Annotated in this window: 24 protein-coding genes; 14 read left to right on the top strand and 10 right to left on the bottom strand. The window is 70.1% G+C overall.

Annotated elements, in window-relative coordinates; genetic code table 11:
• The first annotated feature begins 54 nt into the window (after positions 1-54).
• From AB0269_RS10525 to AB0269_RS10485, 9 genes are read left to right on the top strand one after another with little or no spacing between them, the layout of a single operon-like run.
• A complete protein-coding gene (locus AB0269_RS10525; protein WP_366211466.1) occupies positions 55-1,020 on the top strand; it encodes a MoxR family ATPase in 966 nt (321 codons plus the stop codon).
• A gap of 21 nt (positions 1,021-1,041) precedes the next feature.
• Complete coding sequence (locus AB0269_RS10520; RefSeq protein ID WP_366211139.1) at positions 1,042-1,929, top strand: DUF58 domain-containing protein; 888 nt, start codon at positions 1,042-1,044, stop codon at positions 1,927-1,929.
• Positions 1,916-2,404 (top strand): hypothetical protein, encoded by a 489-nt coding sequence (locus AB0269_RS10515; RefSeq protein ID WP_366211138.1) that lies wholly within the window; start codon positions 1,916-1,918, stop codon positions 2,402-2,404. The genes AB0269_RS10520 and AB0269_RS10515 overlap by 14 nt, the downstream gene beginning before the upstream one ends.
• Positions 2,395-3,381, top strand: coding sequence for a VWA domain-containing protein (locus tag AB0269_RS10510; protein WP_366211137.1), 987 nt, complete (start codon positions 2,395-2,397; stop codon positions 3,379-3,381). The genes AB0269_RS10515 and AB0269_RS10510 overlap by 10 nt, the downstream gene beginning before the upstream one ends.
• Positions 3,378-4,418 carry a VWA domain-containing protein gene (locus tag AB0269_RS10505; RefSeq protein ID WP_366211136.1) on the top strand — a complete coding sequence of 347 codons (1,041 nt, stop codon included), beginning with the start codon at positions 3,378-3,380 and terminating at the stop codon, positions 4,416-4,418. The genes AB0269_RS10510 and AB0269_RS10505 overlap by 4 nt, the downstream gene beginning before the upstream one ends.
• On the top strand, positions 4,415-5,185 hold the full coding sequence (locus AB0269_RS10500; RefSeq protein ID WP_366211135.1) for a hypothetical protein: 771 nt from the start codon (positions 4,415-4,417) through the stop codon (positions 5,183-5,185). The genes AB0269_RS10505 and AB0269_RS10500 overlap by 4 nt, the downstream gene beginning before the upstream one ends.
• On the top strand, positions 5,179-6,261 hold the full coding sequence (locus AB0269_RS10495) for a hypothetical protein (RefSeq protein WP_366211134.1): 1,083 nt from the start codon (positions 5,179-5,181) through the stop codon (positions 6,259-6,261). The genes AB0269_RS10500 and AB0269_RS10495 overlap by 7 nt, the downstream gene beginning before the upstream one ends.
• A 33-nt stretch (positions 6,262-6,294) precedes the next feature.
• On the top strand, positions 6,295-6,525 hold the full coding sequence (locus AB0269_RS10490) for an AbrB/MazE/SpoVT family DNA-binding domain-containing protein (RefSeq protein ID WP_366211133.1): 231 nt from the start codon (positions 6,295-6,297) through the stop codon (positions 6,523-6,525).
• A complete protein-coding gene (locus AB0269_RS10485; RefSeq protein ID WP_366211132.1) occupies positions 6,509-6,925 on the top strand; it encodes a PIN domain-containing protein in 417 nt (138 codons plus the stop codon). Before AB0269_RS10490 ends, AB0269_RS10485 begins: the two co-directional genes overlap by 17 nt.
• 121 nt (positions 6,926-7,046) lie before the next feature.
• Here AB0269_RS10485 and AB0269_RS10480 read toward each other — a convergent pair whose 3' ends face one another.
• The 10 genes from AB0269_RS10480 to idi all read right to left on the bottom strand — a co-directional run bounded on the left by AB0269_RS10480 (position 7,047) and on the right by idi (position 16,256).
• Entirely contained in the window at positions 7,047-7,748 is a 702-nt protein-coding gene (locus tag AB0269_RS10480) for a hypothetical protein (RefSeq protein WP_366211131.1), read from the bottom strand.
• Between the two features lie 118 nt (positions 7,749-7,866).
• On the bottom strand, positions 7,867-9,090 hold the full coding sequence (locus tag AB0269_RS10475) for a ferrochelatase (protein ID WP_366211130.1): 1,224 nt from the start codon (positions 9,088-9,090) through the stop codon (positions 7,867-7,869).
• Positions 9,087-10,607, bottom strand: a complete 1,521-nt coding sequence (locus AB0269_RS10470) for an SDR family oxidoreductase (protein ID WP_366211129.1) — start codon at positions 10,605-10,607, stop codon at positions 9,087-9,089. Before AB0269_RS10470 ends, AB0269_RS10475 begins: the two co-directional genes overlap by 4 nt.
• Complete coding sequence (locus AB0269_RS10465; RefSeq protein ID WP_366211128.1) at positions 10,604-11,488, bottom strand: prenyltransferase; 885 nt, start codon at positions 11,486-11,488, stop codon at positions 10,604-10,606. Before AB0269_RS10465 ends, AB0269_RS10470 begins: the two co-directional genes overlap by 4 nt.
• On the bottom strand, positions 11,481-11,816 hold the full coding sequence (locus AB0269_RS10460) for a lycopene cyclase domain-containing protein (RefSeq protein WP_366211127.1): 336 nt from the start codon (positions 11,814-11,816) through the stop codon (positions 11,481-11,483). Before AB0269_RS10460 ends, AB0269_RS10465 begins: the two co-directional genes overlap by 8 nt.
• Positions 11,813-12,136, bottom strand: coding sequence for a lycopene cyclase domain-containing protein (locus AB0269_RS10455; protein ID WP_366211126.1), 324 nt, complete (start codon positions 12,134-12,136; stop codon positions 11,813-11,815). The genes AB0269_RS10460 and AB0269_RS10455 overlap by 4 nt, the downstream gene beginning before the upstream one ends.
• Positions 12,133-13,758: a phytoene desaturase family protein gene (gene crtI, locus AB0269_RS10450; RefSeq protein ID WP_366211125.1), complete on the bottom strand. Its 1,626-nt coding sequence runs from the start codon at positions 13,756-13,758 to the stop codon at positions 12,133-12,135. Before crtI ends, AB0269_RS10455 begins: the two co-directional genes overlap by 4 nt.
• Positions 13,755-14,624: a phytoene/squalene synthase family protein gene (locus AB0269_RS10445; RefSeq protein WP_366211124.1), complete on the bottom strand. Its 870-nt coding sequence runs from the start codon at positions 14,622-14,624 to the stop codon at positions 13,755-13,757. Before AB0269_RS10445 ends, crtI begins: the two co-directional genes overlap by 4 nt.
• Positions 14,621-15,703: a polyprenyl synthetase family protein gene (locus AB0269_RS10440; RefSeq protein ID WP_366211123.1), complete on the bottom strand. Its 1,083-nt coding sequence runs from the start codon at positions 15,701-15,703 to the stop codon at positions 14,621-14,623. The genes AB0269_RS10445 and AB0269_RS10440 overlap by 4 nt, the downstream gene beginning before the upstream one ends.
• Positions 15,696-16,256, bottom strand: coding sequence for an isopentenyl-diphosphate Delta-isomerase (gene idi / locus AB0269_RS10435; protein ID WP_366211465.1), 561 nt, complete (start codon positions 16,254-16,256; stop codon positions 15,696-15,698). Before idi ends, AB0269_RS10440 begins: the two co-directional genes overlap by 8 nt.
• Before the next feature lie 95 nt (positions 16,257-16,351).
• Here idi and AB0269_RS10430 point away from each other — a divergent pair, with 95 nt between their 5' ends.
• The 5 genes from AB0269_RS10430 to AB0269_RS10410 all read left to right on the top strand — a co-directional run bounded on the left by AB0269_RS10430 (position 16,352) and on the right by AB0269_RS10410 (position 21,718).
• Positions 16,352-16,867, top strand: a complete 516-nt coding sequence (locus tag AB0269_RS10430; protein ID WP_366211122.1) for a MarR family transcriptional regulator — start codon at positions 16,352-16,354, stop codon at positions 16,865-16,867.
• Between the two features lie 63 nt (positions 16,868-16,930).
• A complete protein-coding gene (gene argG / locus AB0269_RS10425) occupies positions 16,931-18,361 on the top strand; it encodes an argininosuccinate synthase (protein ID WP_366211121.1) in 1,431 nt (476 codons plus the stop codon).
• Positions 18,362-18,564: 203 nt separating this feature from the next.
• Entirely contained in the window at positions 18,565-19,203 is a 639-nt protein-coding gene (locus tag AB0269_RS10420; protein ID WP_366211120.1) for a helix-turn-helix domain-containing protein, read from the top strand.
• Entirely contained in the window at positions 19,200-19,817 is a 618-nt protein-coding gene (locus AB0269_RS10415; protein ID WP_366211119.1) for a hypothetical protein, read from the top strand. The genes AB0269_RS10420 and AB0269_RS10415 overlap by 4 nt, the downstream gene beginning before the upstream one ends.
• Entirely contained in the window at positions 19,814-21,718 is a 1,905-nt protein-coding gene (locus AB0269_RS10410) for a YhgE/Pip domain-containing protein (protein ID WP_366211118.1), read from the top strand. The genes AB0269_RS10415 and AB0269_RS10410 overlap by 4 nt, the downstream gene beginning before the upstream one ends.
• Positions 21,719-21,754 lie beyond the last annotated feature (36 nt).

Genomic DNA, 21,754 nt, shown 5'->3' with positions numbered 1-21,754 from the left:
AGCACCGTCACACGGACCGGCCCCGCCGTCGCGACGGGCCCGACCGACGCGGAGATGCGCCGTGCATCCGGCATCCTCGACGTCATCTCGAAGGCGTATTCGGCGAAGATGGTCGGCCAGGAGCGGCTGCGCACGAGCCTGCTCGTCTCGCTCATCGCCGGCGGTCACATCCTCCTCGAGTCCGTCCCGGGCCTGGCGAAGACGACCGCAGCATCCACCCTCGCCGACACGGTCAAGGCGAGCTTCAAGCGCATCCAGTGCACCCCCGACCTGCTGCCCAGCGACATCACCGGCAACCAGATCTACGACGCGGCGACCGGCTCGTTCCGCACCGTCCTGGGTCCCGTGCACGCGAACTTCGTCCTGCTCGACGAGATCAACCGATCGAGCGCCAAGACGCAGTCCGCCATGCTCGAGGCGATGCAGGAGCACCAGACCACGATCGGCGGCGAGGTGCACCACCTCCCCAAGCCGTTCCTCGTGATCGCGACGCAGAACCCGATCGAGCAGGAGGGCACGTACGAGCTGCCCGAGGCGCAGATGGACCGGTTCCTCCTCAAGGAGATCGTCGAGTACCCGAGCCCCGCCGACGAGGTCGAGATCCTCGGCCGCATCGACTCCGGCGTGCTCGACCCCGACCGGCACGTCGCCGGCGCCGTCTCGCTCGAGGACGTCCAGGCCCTGCAGGCGACGGCGTCCAAGATCTACGTCGATGCCGCGATCCGCAACTACATCGTCGGCATCGCCTATGTCACCCGCAACCCCGCCCCGTACATCGGCGAGGAGCGCGCGCGGTTCATCAAGTACGGTGCCAGCCCCCGCGCGAGCATCGCGTTCCTGCAGGCGTCGCGCGCCCTCGCGCTGCTCAACGGCCGCAATCACGTGCTGCCCGAGGACATCCGCGCCCTGCGTCACCTCGTCCTCCGCCACCGCGTGCTGCTGACCTTCGAGGCCGACGCCGAGGGCGTGCGCAGCGAGGAGATCATCGACGAGATCTTCTCCGTCGTCCCCACCCCGTAACCTCAGGCCGGCTCAGGGATCGTGGCAAGTCTGATCACCCAGGTGAAGAGCAAGCTCTTCATCCACTCGTCGCAGAAGTCGATGCACGCCCTCGACGGCGCCTACGCGTCGCTCCTGCACGGGCGCAGCCTCGACTTCGAGGATCTGCGCCAGTACGAGTACGGGGATCAGATCCGCGACATCGACTGGCGCGCGACGGCCCGCCAGGGCGAACCGCTCGTCAAGCGCCACCGCGCGAACCGGATGCATACGATCCTGTTCGTCGTCGACACCGGACTGTCCATGACGGCGCTCGCGCACGACGAGAAGCCGAAGAAGGACCTCGCGATCCTCGCCACCGGCGCCCTCGGCATCCTGGCGCTGCGCCACGGGGACGATTTCAGCGTCGTGCACGGCGACGCCGAGCGCATCCGCCGTCGTGCACCCGGACGCAGCGAAGGGGCTCTCGAGCACGCGCTGCGCACGCTCGACGACGCGATCGCGACGGCATCCGCCCCCAGCGATCGCGACGCCCTGCTCGCCTTCGTCGCGCGCACGATCGCGCGCCGGTGCATCGTCGTGATCGTGACCGACGACGCACCCGTGACCGATGAGACCGAGCGGATGCTGCGCCGCCTGCGCGTGCAGCACGACGTGCTCTGGATCACCCTTCACGACGCCGATCCCGTCCTGGCAAGGCGGTCTCACGCGGCCAGGGCCGACGTCGATTCGCACTGGACGATCCCCGACTTCGTGCACGGAGACGCGGCCGTCCTCGACGAGGTCGCCGCCCACGCGCAGGCGGATGCCGCGCGGCGTGACGCCCTCCTCGACCGGCTGGAGATCAGCAGGGCCGCGCTCGACACGCAGGATGCCGCCGTGGGCGCACTGCTGCGCATGCTGAATCGGAGGGCGCATGTCCGCCCCTGACGAGCTCTACCCTCCCGTCCAGTACGGCTGGGGCTGGATCCTCCTCGCCGTCGGGATCATCGCGGTGCTGATCCTCGCCGGATGGCTCGTCGTGCTCCTGACCCGCCCGAGGCGCAGCATCACCGTCGTCGGAGCACCGCCGGTCACCCCGCCGACGAGCGACATGCTGTCTATGCTCCGAACGGAATACACCACGGCGATCGACCGGATCGAGGCGGCCTTCCACGCCGGAGTGATCGACGCCCGCGCGGCGAATCTCGAGCTCAGCCGCTCCGTGCGCTCGTTCGTCAACGAGTACAGCGGCCTGGAGGCACCTGTTCTCGCCCTCGACGACCTGGTGCGGATGGGCGTCCGACCCGAGCTCGTCGATGCGATCGGCCGGCACTATTACCCGAGCATCTTCCGCCGGGGCGCCGCCATCGATCCGCACGCAGGTGCCGAGGCCGCGCGGAAGGTGGTCGCGACATGGCACTAGCGAACGGGTGGGTGATCCTCATCGCGGCCGGGCTCGTCGTCGCGGCCGTCGTGATCGGGCTGCTGATCGGCATCCGCCGCAGCGCACGGCACCGCGCGCAGGCCGGCGCGCCGATCGCGCGGGCCGAGCGGCTGCGTACGCTGCCGTCGTTCCGCCGGGCGGTGAACCGGCGAACGGCCGCTCTCGCCGGCATCCTGTCGCTCAGCGTCATCGCGGCGATCGTGGCCGGGGTCGTGGCGGCGCGCCCCATGTCGTCGCAGACCATCCAGCCCGTGAACACCAGCCGGGACATCATGCTGTGCCTGGACGTCTCCGGTTCCATGAGCGACGTCGACGTCGAAGTGCTCAGCGTCTTCGAGGAGCTGCTGGACGGATTCGAGGGCGAGCGGATCGGACTGACGATCTTCAACAGCTCCCCCGTGCAGGTGTTCCCGCTGACCGACGACTACGAGTTCATCCGCACGCATCTGCAGAGCATCCGCGAGAGCTTCGACTTCGTCGAAGAGATCCCCGAGCACTGGGTCGGGACGCTCAACGGCCCCGGAGCGTCACTCATCGGCGACGGACTCGCCGCGTGCGCCATGCGCTTCGACCATCAGGACGACGAGCGCAGCCGGTCGATCATCCTCGCCACCGACAACGAGCTCGCCGGGGCATCCATCGTCACCCTGCAGGAGGCGGCCGACTACGCGGCATCCACCGGCATCCGGGTGTTCGCGCTCAATCCCGTGCAGGGCGTGAACACGCAGCTCAGCGACGAGCTCGTCGCCGCGGTGCAGTCGACCGGCGGCGAGGCGTACGGCCTGCGCGACACGACGACCGTCGCCGACATCATCGACGACGTGCAGGAGCAGGACGCCACCGAGCTGCGCGGTCAGGCGCAGGTGGTGTGGACCGACACCCCGAATGCGTGGATCGCCGTGCTGCTCGTGCTCGCGCTCGGCTTCGTCGTACTGATGTGGAGGGTCAGGCTGTGATCTTCCAACCCGTGCTCAATGTCTTCCTGCTGGTGCTGCTGTTCGCCCCGGCATGGGCGCTCGCGGTGTGGATGCTGGTGCGCGCGGCGCGCGCATCCGGCGCTGGACCGGGATCCACGTCGTCAGCCGCCCTGTCGACGGGCGCCGGCGCAGGCTGGTGGGCGCTGCGCCTGGTCATGCTCCTCGCCTGCTTCACGATGCTGCTGCGGCCCGGCATCCCCGGCGGCACGTCGCAGACGCTCGCGACGGACACCGACATCATCATCGTGCTCGACACCACGGCGAGCATCGTGGCGGAGGACTGGGACGGCGACCGGCCGCGCCTCGAGGGCGTGCGCGCCGACGTCCAGTCGATCGTCGACGAGTACCCGGGCGCGCGCTTCGCGCTGATCACGTTCGACGCGTCGGCCGAGCAGCGACTGCCCCTGACCACCGATGCCACGGCCCTCATGTCGTCGCTCGAGATCCTCCGTCCCGAGGTCACCTCGCAGTCGCGGGGCAGCTCGATCGGCATCGCCGCGGCCATGGTGCAGGAGACCCTCGCCGGAGCCGCCGAGCAGTCCCCGGAGCGTTCGCGGATGGTGTTCTACCTCGGCGACGGCGAGCAGACCGTCTCGAGCGACCCCGAGTCGTTCTCCGGCAGCGCCGCCTACGTCGACGGAGGATCCGTGCTCGGATACGGCACGACGGACGGCGGCCCGATGAAGGTCACCTCGGGCTCGTTCAGCGGCGACCAGGGCTACATCGAGTACCAGGGCGAACCGGCCATGTCGGTCATCGACGAGGCGAACCTGCAGACGGTCGCCGAGGAGCTGGGCGTGCCGCTGCAGGTGCGGGATGCCGCCACAGCGATCGACCTGCCGGGGGCCCCGGCGACGACGACGAACCACGCCGAGAGCGGCTCGGTCGGCAACGTCATCGAGCTGTACTGGGTGTTCGCGGGGCTGATCGCCCTGCTGCTGTGCGTCGAGATCGCGCGCGCCGCGATGCTCGTCGTGCAGTTACGCGGCCTCGCGATCCGCGGGGGTGACGCATGACGATCACGACCACGCAGGCGCAGCAGGATGCCGCAGCGGCACTGCTGGCGGCGAACAGGCGGCGGCGCAGCATCCGCCGCTGGATCGCGCTCGGAACCCTCCCGCTGACGCTCGCGGCGATCCTCCTCGTCGGCAAGCTGCTGAGCATGTACGGGTTCGCGCATCAGGCGATCTCGACCTACGTCACCGACGACTACGCCGGATCGACCGCAGCGGCCCAGGGTCAGGAGCTGCTGAACTGGTTCGAGCCGTACAAGGCCCCGTACAACGTCGGCACGGCGCTCGCCGGTGCGGACGAACTGGACGCCGCCAGGGCGAAGCTCGAAGAGGCTCTGCCTCTGGCATCCGGGCTCGAGGTGTGCGCCGTCCGGGTCAATCTCGCACTCGTGATCGAACGACAGGGGGATGCCGCGCGCGCGAGCGGCGACGGCGAGGCGGCGGCGCAGCTGTACGGCGAAGCGCTCACGGTCACGGCCGAGACGCCCGAGGAGTGCAGCAGCGACGAGGCTGATGAGCAGTCGCCCGATCCGCAGCGCGACATGAGCGACACGCTCGACGACCTGGAGGACAGGCTGCAGGAGAAGCAGCAGGACCAGAACGGGCAGCCGACTCCGCCCGAGGACGAGGGCGAGCAGGAGCAGCCGTCCGGACCGGATCAGGACAAGCTCGACGAGCTGCAGGACAAGCTCGAGCAGGGCGCCGAGGAGCGTCAGCAGAACGAGGACGGCGAGGACGGTCCCGGCGGCGGGACGGACAGGCCATGGTAGATCCGAAGCGAGCGCGCTACCTCACGGGTGCCGAAGGTGCACCGCCGGTTCCCCCGCCCGGCGGGTATCACGGCGCCCGGCGCACGGCCGCAGCCCCCGCACCGATCGTCGGCACCGCGTCGGCTGCGACCGAGAAGCAGTCCGCCAACGCGATCGGCTGGATCGCCCTGGTCGCCGCCATCCTCTTCGCGCTCGTGCTGCTCGGCGCGCTGCTGGCCGGCGGCACCGACCTGCTGTACGGCGTGACGATGCTGACGCTGCAGCTGGTGGTGCTCGGGGTCGTCGTCGCGGCGCTGTGCACCTCGCGCGGCCGGGTGCTCGGCGCATCCGCCCTGGTCATCGTCCTGCTGCTCAACGTCGCGACCGTGGGAGCGGCGAGCGCGCTGCAGACCTCGGCATCCGGCAGCTACGGCGGCGAGAAGACCGCCGAGCAGAAGCACGAGGAGGCCTACCCCGGCGTCAAGGACCGATCAGCGGATGAGATCCTCCTGCAGCCGTCGCTCGAGGAGGTCCGGGAGCAGAGCGACGCGATGCTCGCCGAGATCCGTCGCCGGCTGAGCGACCGGTTCGGGTACACGTGGTCCGAGATCGGTCAGGAGGATCTGCGCCCCGAGCGCAACGGCTACGGGGGCGAGTCGATGCTCGTGCAGTACATCTCGGTGCCGTGGGCGACGAACGAGCCCATCCAGGACTACGACCGCAAGCTCGCGGTGATGGGCGTGATCGAAGAAGTGGTCACGCAGTACGGCATGTACGGGCTGTACTCGTTCAACGATCCCTCCTCCAGCCTCGACGACACGATCCTGCAGAAGTTCTACGGGTCGAGCGACCCTCGCACCCAGCACACCTGGGAGTGGTACTCCGACAACTACCCCGACCCGCTGCGGTTCTACGCCGTCATCCACGACCTCTCGAACGATCCGGCGGGCGAGCTGCGCGCCGAGCGCGAGGCCGAGAGCGCCGGGTCCGGCGAACCGCTCGAGGGCCTGCAGATCTACTTCCTCGCCCCCGAGCTGCTCAGCGACGCCGACCGGGCGGAGTTCCAGGAGCGGATGCAGGAGTATCCGGGGTTCTGACAGCGCGTGCCATTCGAATGGTATTCTGATGGCATGAAGGCGACCATGGACAAGGCAGGGCGGATCGTCATCCCCGCCGTGCTGCGCGAGCGCTTGGGAATGGTGCCGGGGCCGGTCGATCTGATCATGGACGGCACCGGCATCCGGATCGAAGTCGAGGTGCACGACAACGTGATCGAGAAGGACGGACGGCTCGTGATCACCGGCGGCCCGGTCCTCACGCCCGAGCAGATCCGAGAGCTGCGCCTTGCCGACCAGCGCTGACCTCCTCCTCGACACCAGCGCCGCCCTCGCGCTGCTCCGCGACGTGGATCCCGCGCACGATGCCGCGAACGAAGCGACGTCCGGAGCCGTCCTGGGCCTGGCCGGCCACGCGCTGATCGAGACGTACTCGGTCCTCACCCGCCTGCCCGGTTCTGCCCGCATCCGGCCCGATCGGGTGGGGGAGATCCTCGAGACGGTGTTCCCGTCCTCGGTTGCGTTGCCCGAGCCGCAGGCACTGCGCGCGGCGCAGACGTTCATCAACGCGGGAATCGCGGGCGGCGCCGTGTACGACGGGCTGGTCGGCCTGGCCGCGAAGGCGGCAGGTGTCGCCCTGCTCTCGTGCGACCGCCGAGCAGAGCCGACCTATGTGCGGCTCGGGGTCGACTTCCGCATGATCTGACGAGGCCGGGCGGCCCGAATCCCAGACGAACCCGCGGGACACCGGCGCGCCGGCAGGGTGACACACCGGGATCGCGCCGAAACGTCTGGGATTCGGAACGGACGGATGCCGTGCGGCCGGCTCAGGACGCGAGCGAGAGCCCCGCGGCGAGCGCGAAGCCGAGGACTGTGGCGAGCCCGGTCGACTCCTTCGCCTTGGACTGGGCGTCGGGCACCATCGAGTCCACGAGCATGACGAGAAGCGCACCGGCTGCGAAGCCGCTCGCTCCGGCGCGGAAGTCGGGGCCGACGGCATCCGCCAGCGCCGCACCCGCGACGGTCGCGAGCGCGCAGACCACGGCGACACCCGCCCACAGCCAGAAGACGCGCGCACGCTTCATCCCGCCGTCCAGGAGGTCGGCGGCCGAGCCGATCGACTCGGGCAGGTTCGAGACGACGATCGCGATGACGAGAGCGACGCTGACGCCCTCTCCGGATGCCAGGCCGATGCCGAGCACGAGCTGCTCCGGGACGCCGTCGAGCAGCGCTCCCACCGCGAGCGGGCCACCCGCACCCTTCTGCCCGGATGCCCGGCGCTCGACGATCCGGTCGGCGACGTAGTACGTCAGGGCACCCGCTGCGACCCCGATGACGAGGGGGATCGGGCCGCCGAGGTCCAGGCCCTCCTCCCACAGCTCGAACGCGATGGAGGCCATGAGCGCTCCGGTGCCGAAGCCCAGGACGATGCCGAGCAGGCGCTGCGGCCACGTCCGCAGCATCGCGAGCACGGCGCCGACGAGCAGGGGCGCAGCCGCGACCGCTCCCCACAGGATCGCCTCTCCCATGCGCTCACCCTAGCCTCGGCATCCGCCCGCGATCGGGAGGAGATCTCGCGATCGGGAGGACGATTCTCGGGAATCCCTCCTCCCATCCGTGCGAAGTCCGCCCGAACGCGGCCCGGCGTCACGGCGCCAGACCCGCGATCGCCGGCTTGAACCCGAGCCGCGGATTCGCGCAGCATCCGCCCCGGCAGACGTCGAACCACGGTCCGAGTTCCGTCTCGTTCAGTCGCCGTTCGACCGGGATTCCGGCGATCCGCTCGCGGACGAGGTCGACCAGGGCGCTGACGAAGGCCGGATGGATGCCGGGCGTCGGCGTCCGCGCGAACCACAGATCATTCTCCTCGGCGGTCTCGCGCGCCTCGGTGTCGAGGTCCCACATGACCTCCATGTGGTCGCTCACGAACCCCAACGGCACGACGATCACGGCGGTGCGCGCGTCCAGAGCGTCGATCGCGTCGTTGATGTCGGGCTCGAGCCACGGCTGCGTCGGCGGGCCGGACCGCGACTGGAACACGAGCTGCCACGAGATCTCTGGCGACGTCTTCGCGATCACCTCGCGCGCGACGGCCAGATGCTGCGCGACATAGCCGCCGCCGTCGACGCCCGTGAACATCGAGCCGCCCGAGTGCGCGGCGTCCTCGGTCGGGATGCTGTGCGTCGAGAACAGCACCTCGATCGCGTCATCGGCGTGGCCGGCCGCCCGCGCCGCGGCGAGCGCGTCGCGCAGACCGTCGATGAACGGGCGGATGAAACCGGGATGCGAGAAGTACTGACGCACCTTGTCGATCTGCAGGCTCTCCTGCAGCCCCGCGGCCTCTAACGCATCGGCCCAGTCCTCGCGGTACTGCCGGCACGACGAGTACGACGAGTAGGCGCTCGTCGGAATGGCGATCATCGTGCGGATGCCGTCGGCGGCGGCCTCGGTCAGCGCCTCGTCGAGATACGGAGCCCAGTTGCGGTTGCCCCAGTACACGGGCAGATCGATGCCCTCGTCTGCGAGCGCCGCGCGCAGCGCCTGCAGAAGCTCTCGGTTCTGCGCGTTGATCGGGCTCACGCCGCCGAAGTGCCGGTAGTGGTGGGCGACCTGCTCGAGCCGCTCGTCCGGGATGCCGCGCCCCCGGGTGACGTTGCGGAGGAACGGCAGCACGTCGTCCTGACCCTCAGGTCCGCCGAACCCCGACAGCAGGATGCCGTCGTAGGGCATCGGGACCGCGGTGTGCTCGGGTCCGTCGCAGGTGGCCGTCGTGGCGGAGGGGACGAGTGCCCCCTCCGCCCGATATGCCCCAGTGGCTGCGGCCGGCTTGGTCTCCCGCCGCGCATCTGTGCGCTTGTCGCGCTCGTTCATCGTGCTCGCTCCTTCTCGGCGTTCTCGGCCTTCTCGGCGTTCTCGGCCTGGTCGGCGTGCTCGGCCTGCTCCGCCTCGCGCAGGATGCTCGCGGCCATGCCGTTGAAGATGATCCCGTGGAACGGCAGCAGCACCAGCCAGTACAGCCGGCCGCTGAGCCCCTTGGGGAAGTACACGGCCCGCTGGCGGTAGGTGCTCCCGCCCTCGGCGGGCTCCACCCCGAGCTCCAGCCAGCCGCGCCCCGGCATCCGCATCTCGGCGCGCAGGCGCAGCATCCGCCCGCGTTCGATGGACTCCACGCGCCACACGTCGATGACGTCGCCGCTGTTCACCCGCGAGGGATTGCGGCGGCCGCGGCGCATCCCCACCCCTCCGACGAGCCGGTCGATCCATCCGCGAGCAGCCCACGCGAGCGGGAACGAGTGCCAGCCCTTCTCGCCGCCGATCGCCTCGATGACGTTCCACACCGCTCCCGGTGACGCGATGCTGCGGCGCTCGCGCAGATCGGTGAAGACCGTGTGCCCGGCCCAGTCGGGGTCGCTGGGCAACGGGTCGCTCGGAGCGCCGGGAACCGTCGCGCTCTGCCAGCTCGTCTCGACCTCGCCGTCGGCTTCGCGGCGCAGCGCCAGGCGCACGGCCGTGCGATACGGCAGCAGTCCTTCGTCCGGCGGCGGGATCACCGCGTCGATGTCGTGTTCGCTCATGATGCAGTCGTTCTGCAGCGACGCGATGATGGGCACGGCGATCTGGCGCGGGATGGGGCTGACCAGGCTCACCCACTGGGAGGCGAGCCACGGCGTGAGGACGGGAAGCGCGGCGATGTGCCGCTGCGGCAGCCCCGCCTCGACCGCGTAGCCGTTCATCATCTGCCCGTAGCGGAGCACGTCGGGCCCGCCGATGTCGAAGGTCCGGTTGAGGTCGCCGTGCACGCCGACCGCGTGCACGAGGTACCGCAGCACGTCGCGGACGGCGATGGGCTGCACCCGGTTGCGCACCCAGCGGGGAGCCGGCATGTACGGCAGCACCTCGGTGAGGTGGCGGATCATCTCGAAGGATGCCGAGCCGGAACCGATCACGATCCCGGCCTGGAACACGATCGCAGGCACCGGGCTGGCGAGCAGCACGCGGCCGACGTCGGCCCGCGACGCCAGGTGCTCGGACAGGTCGTCGGTGTCGGGGTGCAGCCCGCCCAGATAGACCAGGCGGCGGACACCGGCCGCTGCGGCGGCATCCGCGAAGGTCTCGGCGGTCTGCTTCTCGGCCTTCCGGAAGCCTCGCCCCGCGCTCATCGCGTGCACGAGGTAGAAGGCGACATCGACGCCGTTCATCGCCCGCCGGGTCGAGACGGGGTCGGACAGGTCGCCCGAGAACACCTTCACGCGGCTGCGCCAGGGCACGTCCCGCAGCTTCCACGCCGACCTCACGTACACGCTGACGTCGTACCCGGCATCCAGCAGCTGCGGCACGAGGCGGCCGCCGATGTAGCCGGTGGCTCCGGTGACGAGTACGCGGGTCATGCGAAGAGTCCTTCCGTCCAGCAGGCGATCAGCAGCATCGTGATGCCGAACCCCACGGCGTAGTTGATGACGAGGAAGCGGCGCCAGGCACGATTGGCCGACGCCGACCGGCCGTCGTCGACGTTCAGATAAGGCGCGACGATCGCGATGTACGGCAGTACGGCGAGCGCCGCCAGGTTCGCGGGCCACGGCGCGAACAGCATGAGCAGGCCCGCGACGAGCCAGAGCCCGACGGCGATCCGCACCGTCGCGGCGGCGCCGAGCGCGGTCGCGATGGAACCGATCCCGGCATCCCGATCGGGGCCGATGTCCTGGACGGCCCCGAACGCGTGACTGGCCATGCCCCAGCAGAAGAACGCGATCAGCGTGAGGACGAGCGGCGGCGTGAGCGTCGTGCCGGCGAGCGCTGCGGCGTAGAGCGCCGGGGAGACGAAGTGCGTGCTCGAGGTGATCGAGTCGACGACGGGGATCTCCTTGAAGCGGAGGCCGGGCACGGAGTAGGCGAGCACCGCGAACAGGCTCACGGCGAGGACGACCCACGACACCGGCCGGCCCGCGCCGAGGACGACGAGCGCGATCACGAACGCGCCGCCGAGGGCGGCCGAAGCCCACAGTGTCGCGCGGTGCAGCTCCGGCGGGAGCTTCGCGCCCTCGGCACCGCCCTTACGGGGATTGGCGAGGTCGGATTCGTAGTCGAACACATCGTTCACGCCGTACATCGCAAGGTTGTACGGCACGAGGAAGAACAGCGTCCCGATCACGAAGGCGGCATCGATGGTGCCGGTCGTCAGCAGGTGGACGGCGGCGAAAGGGTAGGCCGTGTTGATCCAGCTCAGCGGCCGCGAGGCGACGAGCAGGGTGCGGACCGCGTTCTCAGGCATCCGCCCTCCTTCGCGGTTCGCGCTCGCCGCCGAGCAGCTGCCAGACGCCGGCGAGCAGGAGGGAGCCGGCGATCGGATAGAGGAAGTCCTCGACGGGCATGAGAGCGAGGCGGATGCCGGAGATGCCGTCCTCGCGATAGTCGAAGAAGCCGGCGGCGATCATGATGTTGTCGAACACCGCGGTCAGGATGAGGAGCACGAACGCCGCCGCAGCCCAGGACGAGAAGTACGCCTGGGCAGCACCGGCGCGATGCGCGGCAGCTGCCCCGATGAGGAACACGACGACCCCGACGGCGACGAACGGCAGCGACAGCAGGAGGTACGTCATCGTGAACCCTCCCTGGTGCGCAGGCGCTGCCGGGCACTCAGCAGGATCAGGGTGAGGTAGCTGAGGAAGACGAGGAACAGCAACTCCTCCACGGGGAACTCCGGCGCCAGGAGCAGGCCGGTCGCCCACCGCGAGTCGACGTGGCGGAACACGCCGAGTGCGATGCCTGCGGCGTCCCACGCGATGAAGAAGAGCAATCCGATGACGAGGGCGGCAGCGCCCGCGAGCGGACGCCGCCGGAAGACCAGCGCGTAGCGCAGGTCGAGCAGCACGAGACACGCCGTGCTGACCACCAGCGCGGCCGCGTAGACGAGGTTCATCGCACCTCCGCGCCCGATGTCACCGCAGGCGTCGCCAGCGGGCCGGGGCCATGGTCGCCCCGCACATGCTTGAGCACGAGTTCGGCGCTGATGAGACACATCGGCAGCCCGACCCCCGGAACCGTCGTCGCACCCGTGTAGAACAGCCCGTCCACGCGACGCGAACGGGTCACGCCGCGGAAGAACGCGCTCTGCGCGAGCGTGTGCGCGGGCCCCAGCGCACTGCCCCGGAAGCTGTTGAACTCGGCTGCGAAGTCGGCGGGCCCGACGGTGCGGCGCACGACGATACGGGAGGCGAGATCGGGGATGCCCGCCCAGTCGGCGATCTGCGCGATCGCGGCATCCGCGACGGCGTTCACGGTGGTGTCTCCCGCCGTGCCGATCCCACCGTGCCCGATTTCCACGTCCGGCGGCAGCGGGACGAGCACGAACAGGTTCTCCGCGCCGGCGGGCGCGACGTCGTCGTCGGTGGCGCTCGGCCGGCAGACGTAGATCGAGGGCGTCTGCGGCACCCGCGGGCGTGCCCCGAAGATCGCGTCGAAGTTGTCGTGCCAGTCGTCGGAGAAGAACAGCGTGTGGTGCAGGAGTTCGGGCAGCGGCCCGTCGATGCCGAGCATGACGAGCACGGCGCCCGGTCCCGAGACCTGGGCGTCCCAGCGCCCTGCGGGATACGAGCGGTCGGAGGGAGCCAGCAGCACGGTCTCGGTGTGGTGCTCGTCGATCGCCGAGACGATGATGTCGGCCTCCAGCCGCTGCGTCCGACCGCACCGCTCGAATTCGACGGCGCGTGCTCGGCCGTTCTCGCTGATGATCGCCGTGACGTCGTTGCCGGTGAGGAGTTCGACGCCGTTCTCGCGGGCGAGCGCGGTGAGTGAGGCGACGAATGCGCGGAACCCGCCGCGCGGATGCTGCACGCCGTCGACGAGGTCCATGTGGCTCATCAGGTGATACAGCGCCGGAGCGTCGAAGGGCGAGGTGCCGAGGAACACCGCGGGGTAGCCGAGGATCTTCCGCAGCATCGGGTCGCGGAACCGGCGCGCGACGAACGACCACAGCGACCGGAACAGCAGCGGTACGACGGCGGGGACAGCAGCGAGCACCGCAGGAGATGCGAAGTCGCGCCACGAGGAGAACGGGTTGTAGAGGAAGGAGCGCACCGCCGCCCGGTACGTCTTCGACGCGGATGCGAGGTAGCGGCGGGCCCGGATGCCGGCGCCGCGCTCGCGGCTCTCGAACAGTGCGCTTGCGGCGTCGACTCCCGTGCTCACGTCGACGGGTGCCTGGGGGTCGTTCTGCCGGGGCTCGCCGTAGACGCGGTAGCCGGGTTGCAGCGGAACGAGGTCGAGCTGCTCGGCGGTCGTCGTGCCGAGCATCCGGTAGAAGTGCTCGAACACCTCGGGCATGAGATACCACGACGGTCCGGTGTCGAAGGTGAAGCCGTCCTGCTCCCAGGCCCCCGCCCGCCCGCCCAGATCGGGGTTCTTCTCGAGCACGGTGACATGGTGGCCGTCGTGCGCGAGCAGACAGGCGGTGGCGAGGCCGCTCACGCCGCCGCCGATGACGATGACGCGGGATGCCGGTCGCGCAATACGCCTGCCTCGTGCGCCCCTGCCCGTTCTCACGCGCGAGCCGCCTTCATGGCGAAGGCGCGCGCCAGGATGCGGGCCTTGACGGATGCCGGCACGCTCACCCGCGTGCGCATGAGCGTCGCCGCCGGCGTCGACTCGATGCGGTCGGCGAGTTCGCCGAACATCGTCCTCGCGGCCCAGACCGCGGGCCGGCATCCCGCCGGCAGAAGAGGGATCGCCTCGTCGGCGGCCTGCAGATCAGCACGGATGGAACGGATGATCTCTCCCTTCGCATCGTCGGTGAGCGCTGTCGATGTGCCGGGGAAGTAGGTGCGACCGAGCTGATCATGGTCCTCGGCGAAGTCGCGCAGGAAGTTGACCTTCTGGAACGCCGCACCCAGGCGACGGGCGCCGGAGCGCAGCTGCTCGCGCGCGGCCGCCTCGCGGATCGCGCCCGCCTCGAACACGGCCAGGCACATGAGTCCGACGACCTCGGCCGAGCCGTGGATGTAATCGTCCAGGGCCGCAGCATCGAGAGCCGAGGTGTCGAGGTCCCGGCGCATGGACGCGAAGAACGGTCGGCACAGGTCCATGCCGATGCCGTGCGTGCGGGCGGTCAGCGCGAACGCGTGCACGACGAGATTGGTGCTGAAGCCGAGCGACAGGGCGCGCTCGGTGTCGGCCTCGAGTTCGTCGAGCAGGATGCCCCGGGTCGCGGCATCCACTCCGACGCTCTCGGCCGGGCCGTCGACGAGCTCGTCCGCGAGTCGGACCAGCGCGTAGACGTGGGCGATGTCGTCGCGCATGGCCGCGGGCAGGAGCCTGCTCGACCATCCGAATGAGGTCGAGTAGCGGCGGATGACCGTCGCGGCGCTGACGTCCGCGGTCGCGTTGTAGAGGTCGATGCCCGCGGCTCTCATACGTCCCTCGAACCGCACGCCCGGGTGATCGCGGCGAGTCGCTCGCGGAGCGCGACGGGCACCTCCGCCTCCGCGATCAGTCGATGGACCTCGTCGCAGCGCCGGGCGATGACGGATTCGACGATCGCGAGTGCGCCGGAATCCCTGACCACCTGCCGCAGGCGCTCCCCGCCCGCCTCGTCGAGCTGCGCATCGCCGAACAGCGGCTCGACCTCGGACCAGCGGGGGGCGGAGCGCGCGTACGCGATCAGCAGCGTCTCCTTGCCCTCGCGCAGATCGCTCATCGTCGACTTGCCCGTGCGACCTTCGTCTCCGAAGAGGCCGAGCACATCGTCGCGCAGCTGATAGACCACGCCGATCCGTCGGGCGATCCCGGTGAGTTCGGCGATGACGGACGGCGCTGCGCCGGCGAGGATCGCCGCGAGCACGAGCGGAGCCTGGAACGAGTACGCGGCGGTCTTCTGCTCCATCATCGACAGCACCTCGTCGGGGCCGGCGGGCTCGAGGTGCATGCTCAGCCACACGTCGCGGTGCTCTCCGGCTGCGCTCTCGTGCACGGCGTCCTCGAACGCGTCCAGCAGCGCGTGCCGGCGCTCGGCATCGACATCGATGCGGGCGAGGAGCGAGTGGGCCCTCGTGAGCATGAGGTCGCCGGCGAGGATCGAGGATGCTTCGCCCCAGGCGCGCGCGTCGTCGTGGCTCGCGCCGAGCATCACGGCATCCATCGCGAACGCCCCCGTGATGTTCAGCTCGCCGCGTCGGGTCAGATCGCGATCGATCACGTCGTCGTGGATGACGAACGCCAGGTGGAGGAGCTCGACCGCGCACGCGGCATCCATCGCCGCCCGCTCATCGGACCCGCCCAGGGCCGCGTAGGCGTCCAGCAGGAGGCGGGGACGGAGCTTCTTCCCGCCCGCCGTCATGGCCGCGAGTGTGCTCCACAGGCGTTCGAACGGAGCCGAGGACGACGGGGCACGGCGTTCCGCGGCGGTCAGCGCCTCGCGCAGTCGCTCGTTCAACGCTGTCTCGTCGAACGTGTTCTCATCGAACGCGGTGCGCTCGATCGTGCGCTCAGACATGGGCGCCCGCCGTGGTCGTCGCCGTCAGGTGCGGCGCGAGATCCGCGAGGTGCGCCACGAGCCAGGGGCTGAAGGCCCAGGGAGCGGCACCGACCGCCGCCACGAGATCCGCCGGATCCGCCCAGCGGAACTCGGCCACCTCGTCGGGATTCGGTTCCACGGCGGAGACCGCTCGGGCGATGAAGACGGGGCAGAACTCGTTCTCCTGGATGCCGGACGCATCCCGTGCCGAATAGCCGAACTCCGGCAGAGCGCACACGATGCCTGCGACCTCGAGCCCCAGTTCGAAAGCGGCCCGGCGACGGACGGCGTCCTCCATGCTCTCCCCCGGCGCAGGATGACCGCACACGGAGTTCGTCCACACGCCCGGCCAGGTGCGCTTGCTCAGCGCCCTGCGCGTGACGAGCAGGCACCCTTCGGCGTCGAGGATGTGACAGGAGAAGGCCAGATGCCGAGGCGTCGAGGTGCCGTGAACGGTCGCCTTGTCGTGAGTCCCCATCGGTGCACCGTCTTCATCGACGAGTACGACCAGCTCCACGGGCTCCACGGGCATCTCCATTTCTTTAGCCTGGCTTAAGTTATGCTCAGCGTAACAGTTATGATGACATCGTGCACGAGCCAGAAAGACCCGGAGCGGAGAACGCAGACATGCGATACTTCTCATCCGCATCCGACCTCGTCGATCGCGTCGGTCTCTCCGAGCAGGAGGTCGACCAGTGCTTCCGCGTGCTCGAATCCCTTCGTCAATGGCAGCAGGCGTCGCGCGCGCTCTCTGAGGCGTCCAAGCGGTACATGAAGCTCAACGAGAGCGACATGCGCGCGATCCGCATGATCATCCGCGCCACCGAACAGGAGCAGATCGTGACGCCGAAGGATGTGGCGCGAGAGGTCGGCATCTCCAGCGCATCGACGACCAAGCTCGTTGACAGACTGGTGGCGGCCGGCCATCTCGTGCGCGTCCCGCATCCCCACGACCGCCGCACCACATGCCTCGAGGTCACCGAGAGCACCCGGCTCTCGGCCCATGACACGATCGGCCGGCAGCACGCCAGACGCTTCTCGGCCGCGGCATCCCTCAGCGCGGACGACCGCGAGGCCGTGATCCGCTTCCTCGAGGCGCTCACCGACGCCGACACCCCCCAGGGCGAGCTCGCCTCGTCCTGACCGGCACCCGCCCCCGCGTCATCCCACCAAGGCGCCGGGCCGCGCGCCGATAGACTGGATGGCATGTCCAAGGTCCTGCAGTCCCTCCCCGTCGGCGAGCGCGTCGGCATCGCATTCTCCGGAGGTCTCGACACCTCTGTGGCGGTCGCGTGGATGCGCGACAAGGGCGCTGTCCCCTATACCTACACCGGCGACCTCGGGCAGTACGACGAGGACGACATCGCCTCGATCCCGGGCCGCGCGCTCGAGTACGGCGCCGAGGCCTCGCGCCTGATCGACGCGAAGACCGCGCTGGTCGAAGAGGGCTTCGTCGCACTGCAGTGCGGTGCGTTCCATATCCGTTCCGGCGGCAAGACCTACTTCAACACCACGCCGCTCGGCCGCGCCGTCACCGGCACGATGCTCGTGCGCGCCATGAAGGAGGACGGCGTCGACATCTGGGGCGACGGCTCCACGTACAAAGGCAATGACATCGAGCGGTTCTACCGCTACGGGCTGCTCGCCAACCCGCGCCTGCGCGTGTACAAGCCGTGGCTCGACGCCGACTTCGTCACCGAGCTCGGCGGTCGCCAGGAGATGAGCGAGTGGCTCGTCGCACACGGCTTCCCGTACCGAGACTCGGCCGAGAAGGCGTACTCCACGGATGCCAACATCTGGGGCGCCACGCACGAGGCGAAGACCCTCGAGCACCTGAACGTCTCGCTCGAGACCGTCGACCCGATCATGGGCGTGAAGTTCTGGGACCCGTCCGTCGCCATCGAGACCGAGGACGTCACGGTCACCTTCGAGGCCGGCCGCCCCGTCGCCATCAACGGCGTCGAGTACTCCGACCCTGTGGCCCTCGTCATGGAGGCGAACACGATCGGCGGACGCCACGGCCTGGGCATGAGCGACCAGATCGAGAACCGCATCATCGAGGCGAAGTCCCGCGGCATCTACGAGGCCCCGGCCATGGCGCTGCTGTTCATCGCGTACGAGCGCCTGGTCAACGGCATCCTGAACGAAGACACCCTCGCCACCTACCACGAGCAGGGCCGGCGCCTGGGCCGCCTGATGTACGAGGGACGCTGGCTCGAGCCGCAGTCGCTCATGCTGCGCGAGTCCATCCAGCGCTGGGTCGGGTCGACGATCTCGGGCTCGGTCACGATCCGCCTGCGCCGCGGCGACGACTGGACGATCCTCGACACGGTCTCCCCCAACCTGTCGTACGGCCCCGAGAAGCTCTCGATGGAGCGTGTGGGCGACGCCGCCTTCGGTCCCGTCGACCGCATCGGACAGCTCACGATGCGCAACCTCGACATCGCGGACTCGCGCGCCCGCCTCGAGCAGTACGCGGGCCTCGGGCTCGTGGGCGGCGCGACCGGCGAGCTCGTCGGACGCGTGACGGCGGGCGAGGCCGGCGAGATCACCGCATCGGATGCTCCCGATGAGGCCCTCGCCGAGGCCGTGGATGCCGCATCCGAGGGCGCGGCCTTCGACTCCGGCACGGACTGAGGCTCGGTTCAGGAGGGGGCGGGTGCTGCGGCATCCGCCCCCTCCGTCGCATGGGCGCGACGCCTCGGGGGCCGAAACGACCGATGTCGGACGGATCCCGGGGAAACGTCCTGCATCCGTGCTCAGGTCCACCGAAGTGTCGCCGGGCTGAGCATCCGCTGAGTTAACTTGCACAGGTGTGTGCATGTTTCTACACTGGACGCATGACCCAGCCGACCCCGCGCGCACCCCGGAGCGACGCCCGAGCCAATCGCGAGAGCATCCTCGCCGCCGCGCGCGAAACCCTCGCGAAGGACCCGCGCGCCTCGATCGACGCCGTCGCCCGCGCCGCAGGCCTCAGCCGCCGCGCCCTCTACGGGCACTTCGAGGACCGCGCGGCCCTGGTCACCGAACTCATCGCGACCGGAGCGCAGCGCTTCAACGCGATCGCCGACGAGCCGATGACCGCCGACGCCCGCGCCGACCTCGCCCGGCTCGCCGCACGCCTGTGGGGCGCGGCCGAGGACGTCCAGCTCATCGCGGCCGTCGCACTCGACGACGAGCACGTCGCATCGACCGCAGCCGCGCTCGCACCCGTCCGCCGGATGCTCCTCGAGATCGTGCGCCGAGGCCAGGCGGTCCAGACGCTGCGCACCGACATGGATGCCGAGACCCTCGCCCGCATCATCGAAGAGGGCGCGCGCACGTTCGTCACGCGCGCGCCGATGTTCACCGCGTCCGTGACCGACGCCCGCTCAATCGCCGTGCGCGCCGTGCTCAGCCTCGGCGGCCTCTCGTGGCGCGAGGCCGAAGAGCTCGTGCGCGCGCATCCTGACCTGCTCGCGAAGGAGTCAGCTCGATGAGGATCGAACTCCACGGCGTCTCGAAGGGACGCCAGGGTCAGGCTCTGCCCGAGACGTCGCTCTCCTACGAGACCGGCACGGCGACCGTCGCGTTCGCCGAGACCGAGCAGCGTCCGACCGTCCTCGGCCTCATCGCGAGCGGACGGATGCGCCCCGACACCGGCACCGTCACGATCGACGGCGCCACGGACAACCGGATGCTGCGCCGCCGAGTCGCCCTCATCGACGCACCTGACGTGAACGACCCGCATCCGGACGTCACGGTCGCCGGCGTCGTCGGCGAAGAGCTCATGTTCGCCGGCCGCGGCGCCACGCCGTTGCACGCCCGCAGCTGGCTGAAGCACACGGGGTACCCCGAGCTCGCCGGCCTGCCGTTCAGCGCCGTGCCGACCGCGGCGAGGGTGCGGATCCTGTGCGAACTGGCCGTCCTGCGCGACGGCGTCGAGGGCCTGGTCCTCGTGCATCCCGACCGCCACGGCGGCCGCCCGGAGTCCTGGTGGCCGGTGGTCCGGGAGTTCTCCGACCGCGGCCTCGCCGTGCTCGTGATCGTGGGCGGCGCCGCAGCCGCGACCATCGAGCGGATGCCGTCAGAAGAGACCGAGGAGGAGGAATGAAGGTTCCGTCCATGATCGCCGCCGAGCTGCGGCGGCTGACCTCGACGAAGATGGGCATCATCGCCCTGATCGCCCTCATGCTCGTGCCCGTGCTCTACGGCGGACTGTACCTCTGGGCCAACCAGGACCCGTATGCGAAGCTCAGCGACGTTCCGGTCGCGCTCGTCGTCGACGACGAAGGCGCGCCGTCGGCATCCGATCCGGACACCCGCGTCAACTACGGCGAGGACGTCGCCGAGACGCTCGTCGAGGGCGCCGCGTTCGACTGGCAGCGGATGGATGCCGACGCTGCCGCCGCCGCGCTGACCGCCGGAGACGTCGACTTCACCGTGACGATCCCCGCGGACTTCTCCGCCGCGCTCACCTCGGCGTCGGGCACCGATCCGCACCAGGCGGTGCTGCGGCTGGGCACCAACGACGCGAACAACTATCTCGCCTCGACCATGGGCACCCAGGCAGTCGAGAAGATCCGCTCCACGGTCGCCGAAAAGGTCGGCACCGAGGCGGCGAACCGGCTGCTGACAGGGCTCAGCGATGTGCGCGAATCGCTTGTCGACGCCACCGATGGCGCATCGCAGCTCACCGACGGTGCAGCATCCGCCCACTCCGGCAGCACCGCACTCGCCGACGGGACCGCGAAACTCTCGGACGGCAGCGCCCGACTCGCTGACGGGTCGCAGCAGCTCGCCGACGGATCGTCCCGGCTCGCGGACGGATCCCGTCAGCTCGCCGACGGCGCGCATCAGGTGGCGAACGGCAATGCCGAGATCGCCGCCGTCGCGGATCGGGTCGGCGTCGCGATCGGCGACGCTCAGAACGCGGTCCCTCAGGTCCGTGCGGACATCCGCGCAGCCCTCGCCGCCCGGGGGATCTCGGATGCCGAGATCGACGAGATCACGGCCCTCCTGCAGCCGGTCGCCGACCGGGTTCAGGGCGCGACCGGGCAGGCGCAGTCCGCGATCGCCGAGATCGACCGGCTCTCCGCGGGAGCCGCCACGCTCGCGAGCAGCGCCGACGCGCTCGCCGGCGGCGCGGGCACGCTGGCGAGCAGCGCCGGACAGCTCGCTGACGGTGCGGCATCCCTCTCCGACGGCGCCTCCGCTGCGAACGACGGCGCCGCGAAGCTCCGCGACGGCCTGGCCACCCTGACCGACGGCATGGCTCAGCTGCGCGACGGCCTGGCGGACGGAGTGCACCGGATCCCTGCATCCACCGCCGAACAGCGCGCGGCGCAGGCCGACACGATCGCCGACCCGGTGCGCATCACGACCGCGGACGACGCGGCCGCCGAGGACTACGGCGCGGGCCTCGCCCCGTTCTTCGGCGCGCTTGCGGGTTGGATCGGCATCTACGCGCTGTTCCTCATCGTCAAGCCCGTCTCGCGTCGCGCCGTCACGGCGCTGCACTCGCCGCTGCGCATCACTCTGGCAGGGTGGCTCACCCCGGCCCTGCTGGGCGCGCTGCAGATGGTCGCGCTGATGGGTGTGCTGACGGCCGCGCTCGGCTTCAGCTTCGACAACCTCGCCGGCGCCCTCGGGGTTCTGATCGCGGCATCCGCGACGTTCACGGCGATCATCCTCGCGCTGAACGTCTGGCTCGGCTCGGTCGGGCAGTTCCTCGGGCTCGTGCTCATGGTGCTCCAGCTGGTGACGGCGGGAGGGACGTTCCCGTGGCAGACGCTGCCGGTGCCGCTCGCCGCCCTCCATCACGTGCTGCCGATGGGCTTCGTCGTGGACGCCATGCGACAGCTGATGTACGGCGGCGACCTGGGACGCGCCGCATGGGATCTCGCGGTGCTCGGTCTGTGGCTCGTCGGTGCGCTCGCGCTCGCGGCGATCGGAGTCACGCGGATGACGCATCGCCGAACGCTGCGCGACCTGCAGCCGAGCCTGATCGGGTGAGGGCACCGCAGGGACACGCGCGGGAGCGACTCATCC

The sequence above is a fragment of the Microbacterium sp. NPDC077644 genome, from assembly GCF_040702785.1.
Lineage (GTDB): Bacteria > Actinomycetota > Actinomycetes > Actinomycetales > Microbacteriaceae > Microbacterium.
This window is presented reverse-complemented; position numbering and strand designations above follow the sequence as displayed.

What these genes read in the sequence shown, in the direction of transcription:
- AB0269_RS10475 (WP_366211130.1), bottom strand. Translation starts at nt 9,090, where the DNA reads ATGAACGAGCGCGACAAGCGCACAGATGCGCGGCGGGAGACCAAGCCG.
- AB0269_RS10420 (WP_366211120.1), top strand. Translation starts at nt 18,565, where the DNA reads ATGACCCAGCCGACCCCGCGCGCACCCCGGAGCGACGCCCGAGCCAAT.
- AB0269_RS10495 (WP_366211134.1), top strand. Translation starts at nt 5,179, where the DNA reads ATGGTAGATCCGAAGCGAGCGCGCTACCTCACGGGTGCCGAAGGTGCA.
- AB0269_RS10415 (WP_366211119.1), top strand. Translation starts at nt 19,200, where the DNA reads ATGAGGATCGAACTCCACGGCGTCTCGAAGGGACGCCAGGGTCAGGCT.
- AB0269_RS10490 (WP_366211133.1), top strand. Translation starts at nt 6,295, where the DNA reads ATGAAGGCGACCATGGACAAGGCAGGGCGGATCGTCATCCCCGCCGTG.
- AB0269_RS10510 (WP_366211137.1), top strand. Translation starts at nt 2,395, where the DNA reads ATGGCACTAGCGAACGGGTGGGTGATCCTCATCGCGGCCGGGCTCGTC.
- AB0269_RS10480 (WP_366211131.1), bottom strand. Translation starts at nt 7,748, where the DNA reads ATGGGAGAGGCGATCCTGTGGGGAGCGGTCGCGGCTGCGCCCCTGCTC.
- AB0269_RS10410 (WP_366211118.1), top strand. Translation starts at nt 19,814, where the DNA reads ATGAAGGTTCCGTCCATGATCGCCGCCGAGCTGCGGCGGCTGACCTCG.
- AB0269_RS10525 (WP_366211466.1), top strand. Translation starts at nt 55, where the DNA reads ATGCGCCGTGCATCCGGCATCCTCGACGTCATCTCGAAGGCGTATTCG.
- AB0269_RS10455 (WP_366211126.1), bottom strand. Translation starts at nt 12,136, where the DNA reads ATGAACCTCGTCTACGCGGCCGCGCTGGTGGTCAGCACGGCGTGTCTC.
- AB0269_RS10470 (WP_366211129.1), bottom strand. Translation starts at nt 10,607, where the DNA reads ATGACCCGCGTACTCGTCACCGGAGCCACCGGCTACATCGGCGGCCGC.
- AB0269_RS10500 (WP_366211135.1), top strand. Translation starts at nt 4,415, where the DNA reads ATGACGATCACGACCACGCAGGCGCAGCAGGATGCCGCAGCGGCACTG.
- AB0269_RS10515 (WP_366211138.1), top strand. Translation starts at nt 1,916, where the DNA reads ATGTCCGCCCCTGACGAGCTCTACCCTCCCGTCCAGTACGGCTGGGGC.
- AB0269_RS10460 (WP_366211127.1), bottom strand. Translation starts at nt 11,816, where the DNA reads ATGACGTACCTCCTGCTGTCGCTGCCGTTCGTCGCCGTCGGGGTCGTC.
- AB0269_RS10465 (WP_366211128.1), bottom strand. Translation starts at nt 11,488, where the DNA reads ATGCCTGAGAACGCGGTCCGCACCCTGCTCGTCGCCTCGCGGCCGCTG.
- idi (WP_366211465.1), bottom strand. Translation starts at nt 16,256, where the DNA reads ATGCCCGTGGAGCCCGTGGAGCTGGTCGTACTCGTCGATGAAGACGGT.
- AB0269_RS10440 (WP_366211123.1), bottom strand. Translation starts at nt 15,703, where the DNA reads ATGTCTGAGCGCACGATCGAGCGCACCGCGTTCGATGAGAACACGTTC.
- AB0269_RS10430 (WP_366211122.1), top strand. Translation starts at nt 16,352, where the DNA reads ATGCGATACTTCTCATCCGCATCCGACCTCGTCGATCGCGTCGGTCTC.
- argG (WP_366211121.1), top strand. Translation starts at nt 16,931, where the DNA reads ATGTCCAAGGTCCTGCAGTCCCTCCCCGTCGGCGAGCGCGTCGGCATC.
- AB0269_RS10445 (WP_366211124.1), bottom strand. Translation starts at nt 14,624, where the DNA reads ATGAGAGCCGCGGGCATCGACCTCTACAACGCGACCGCGGACGTCAGC.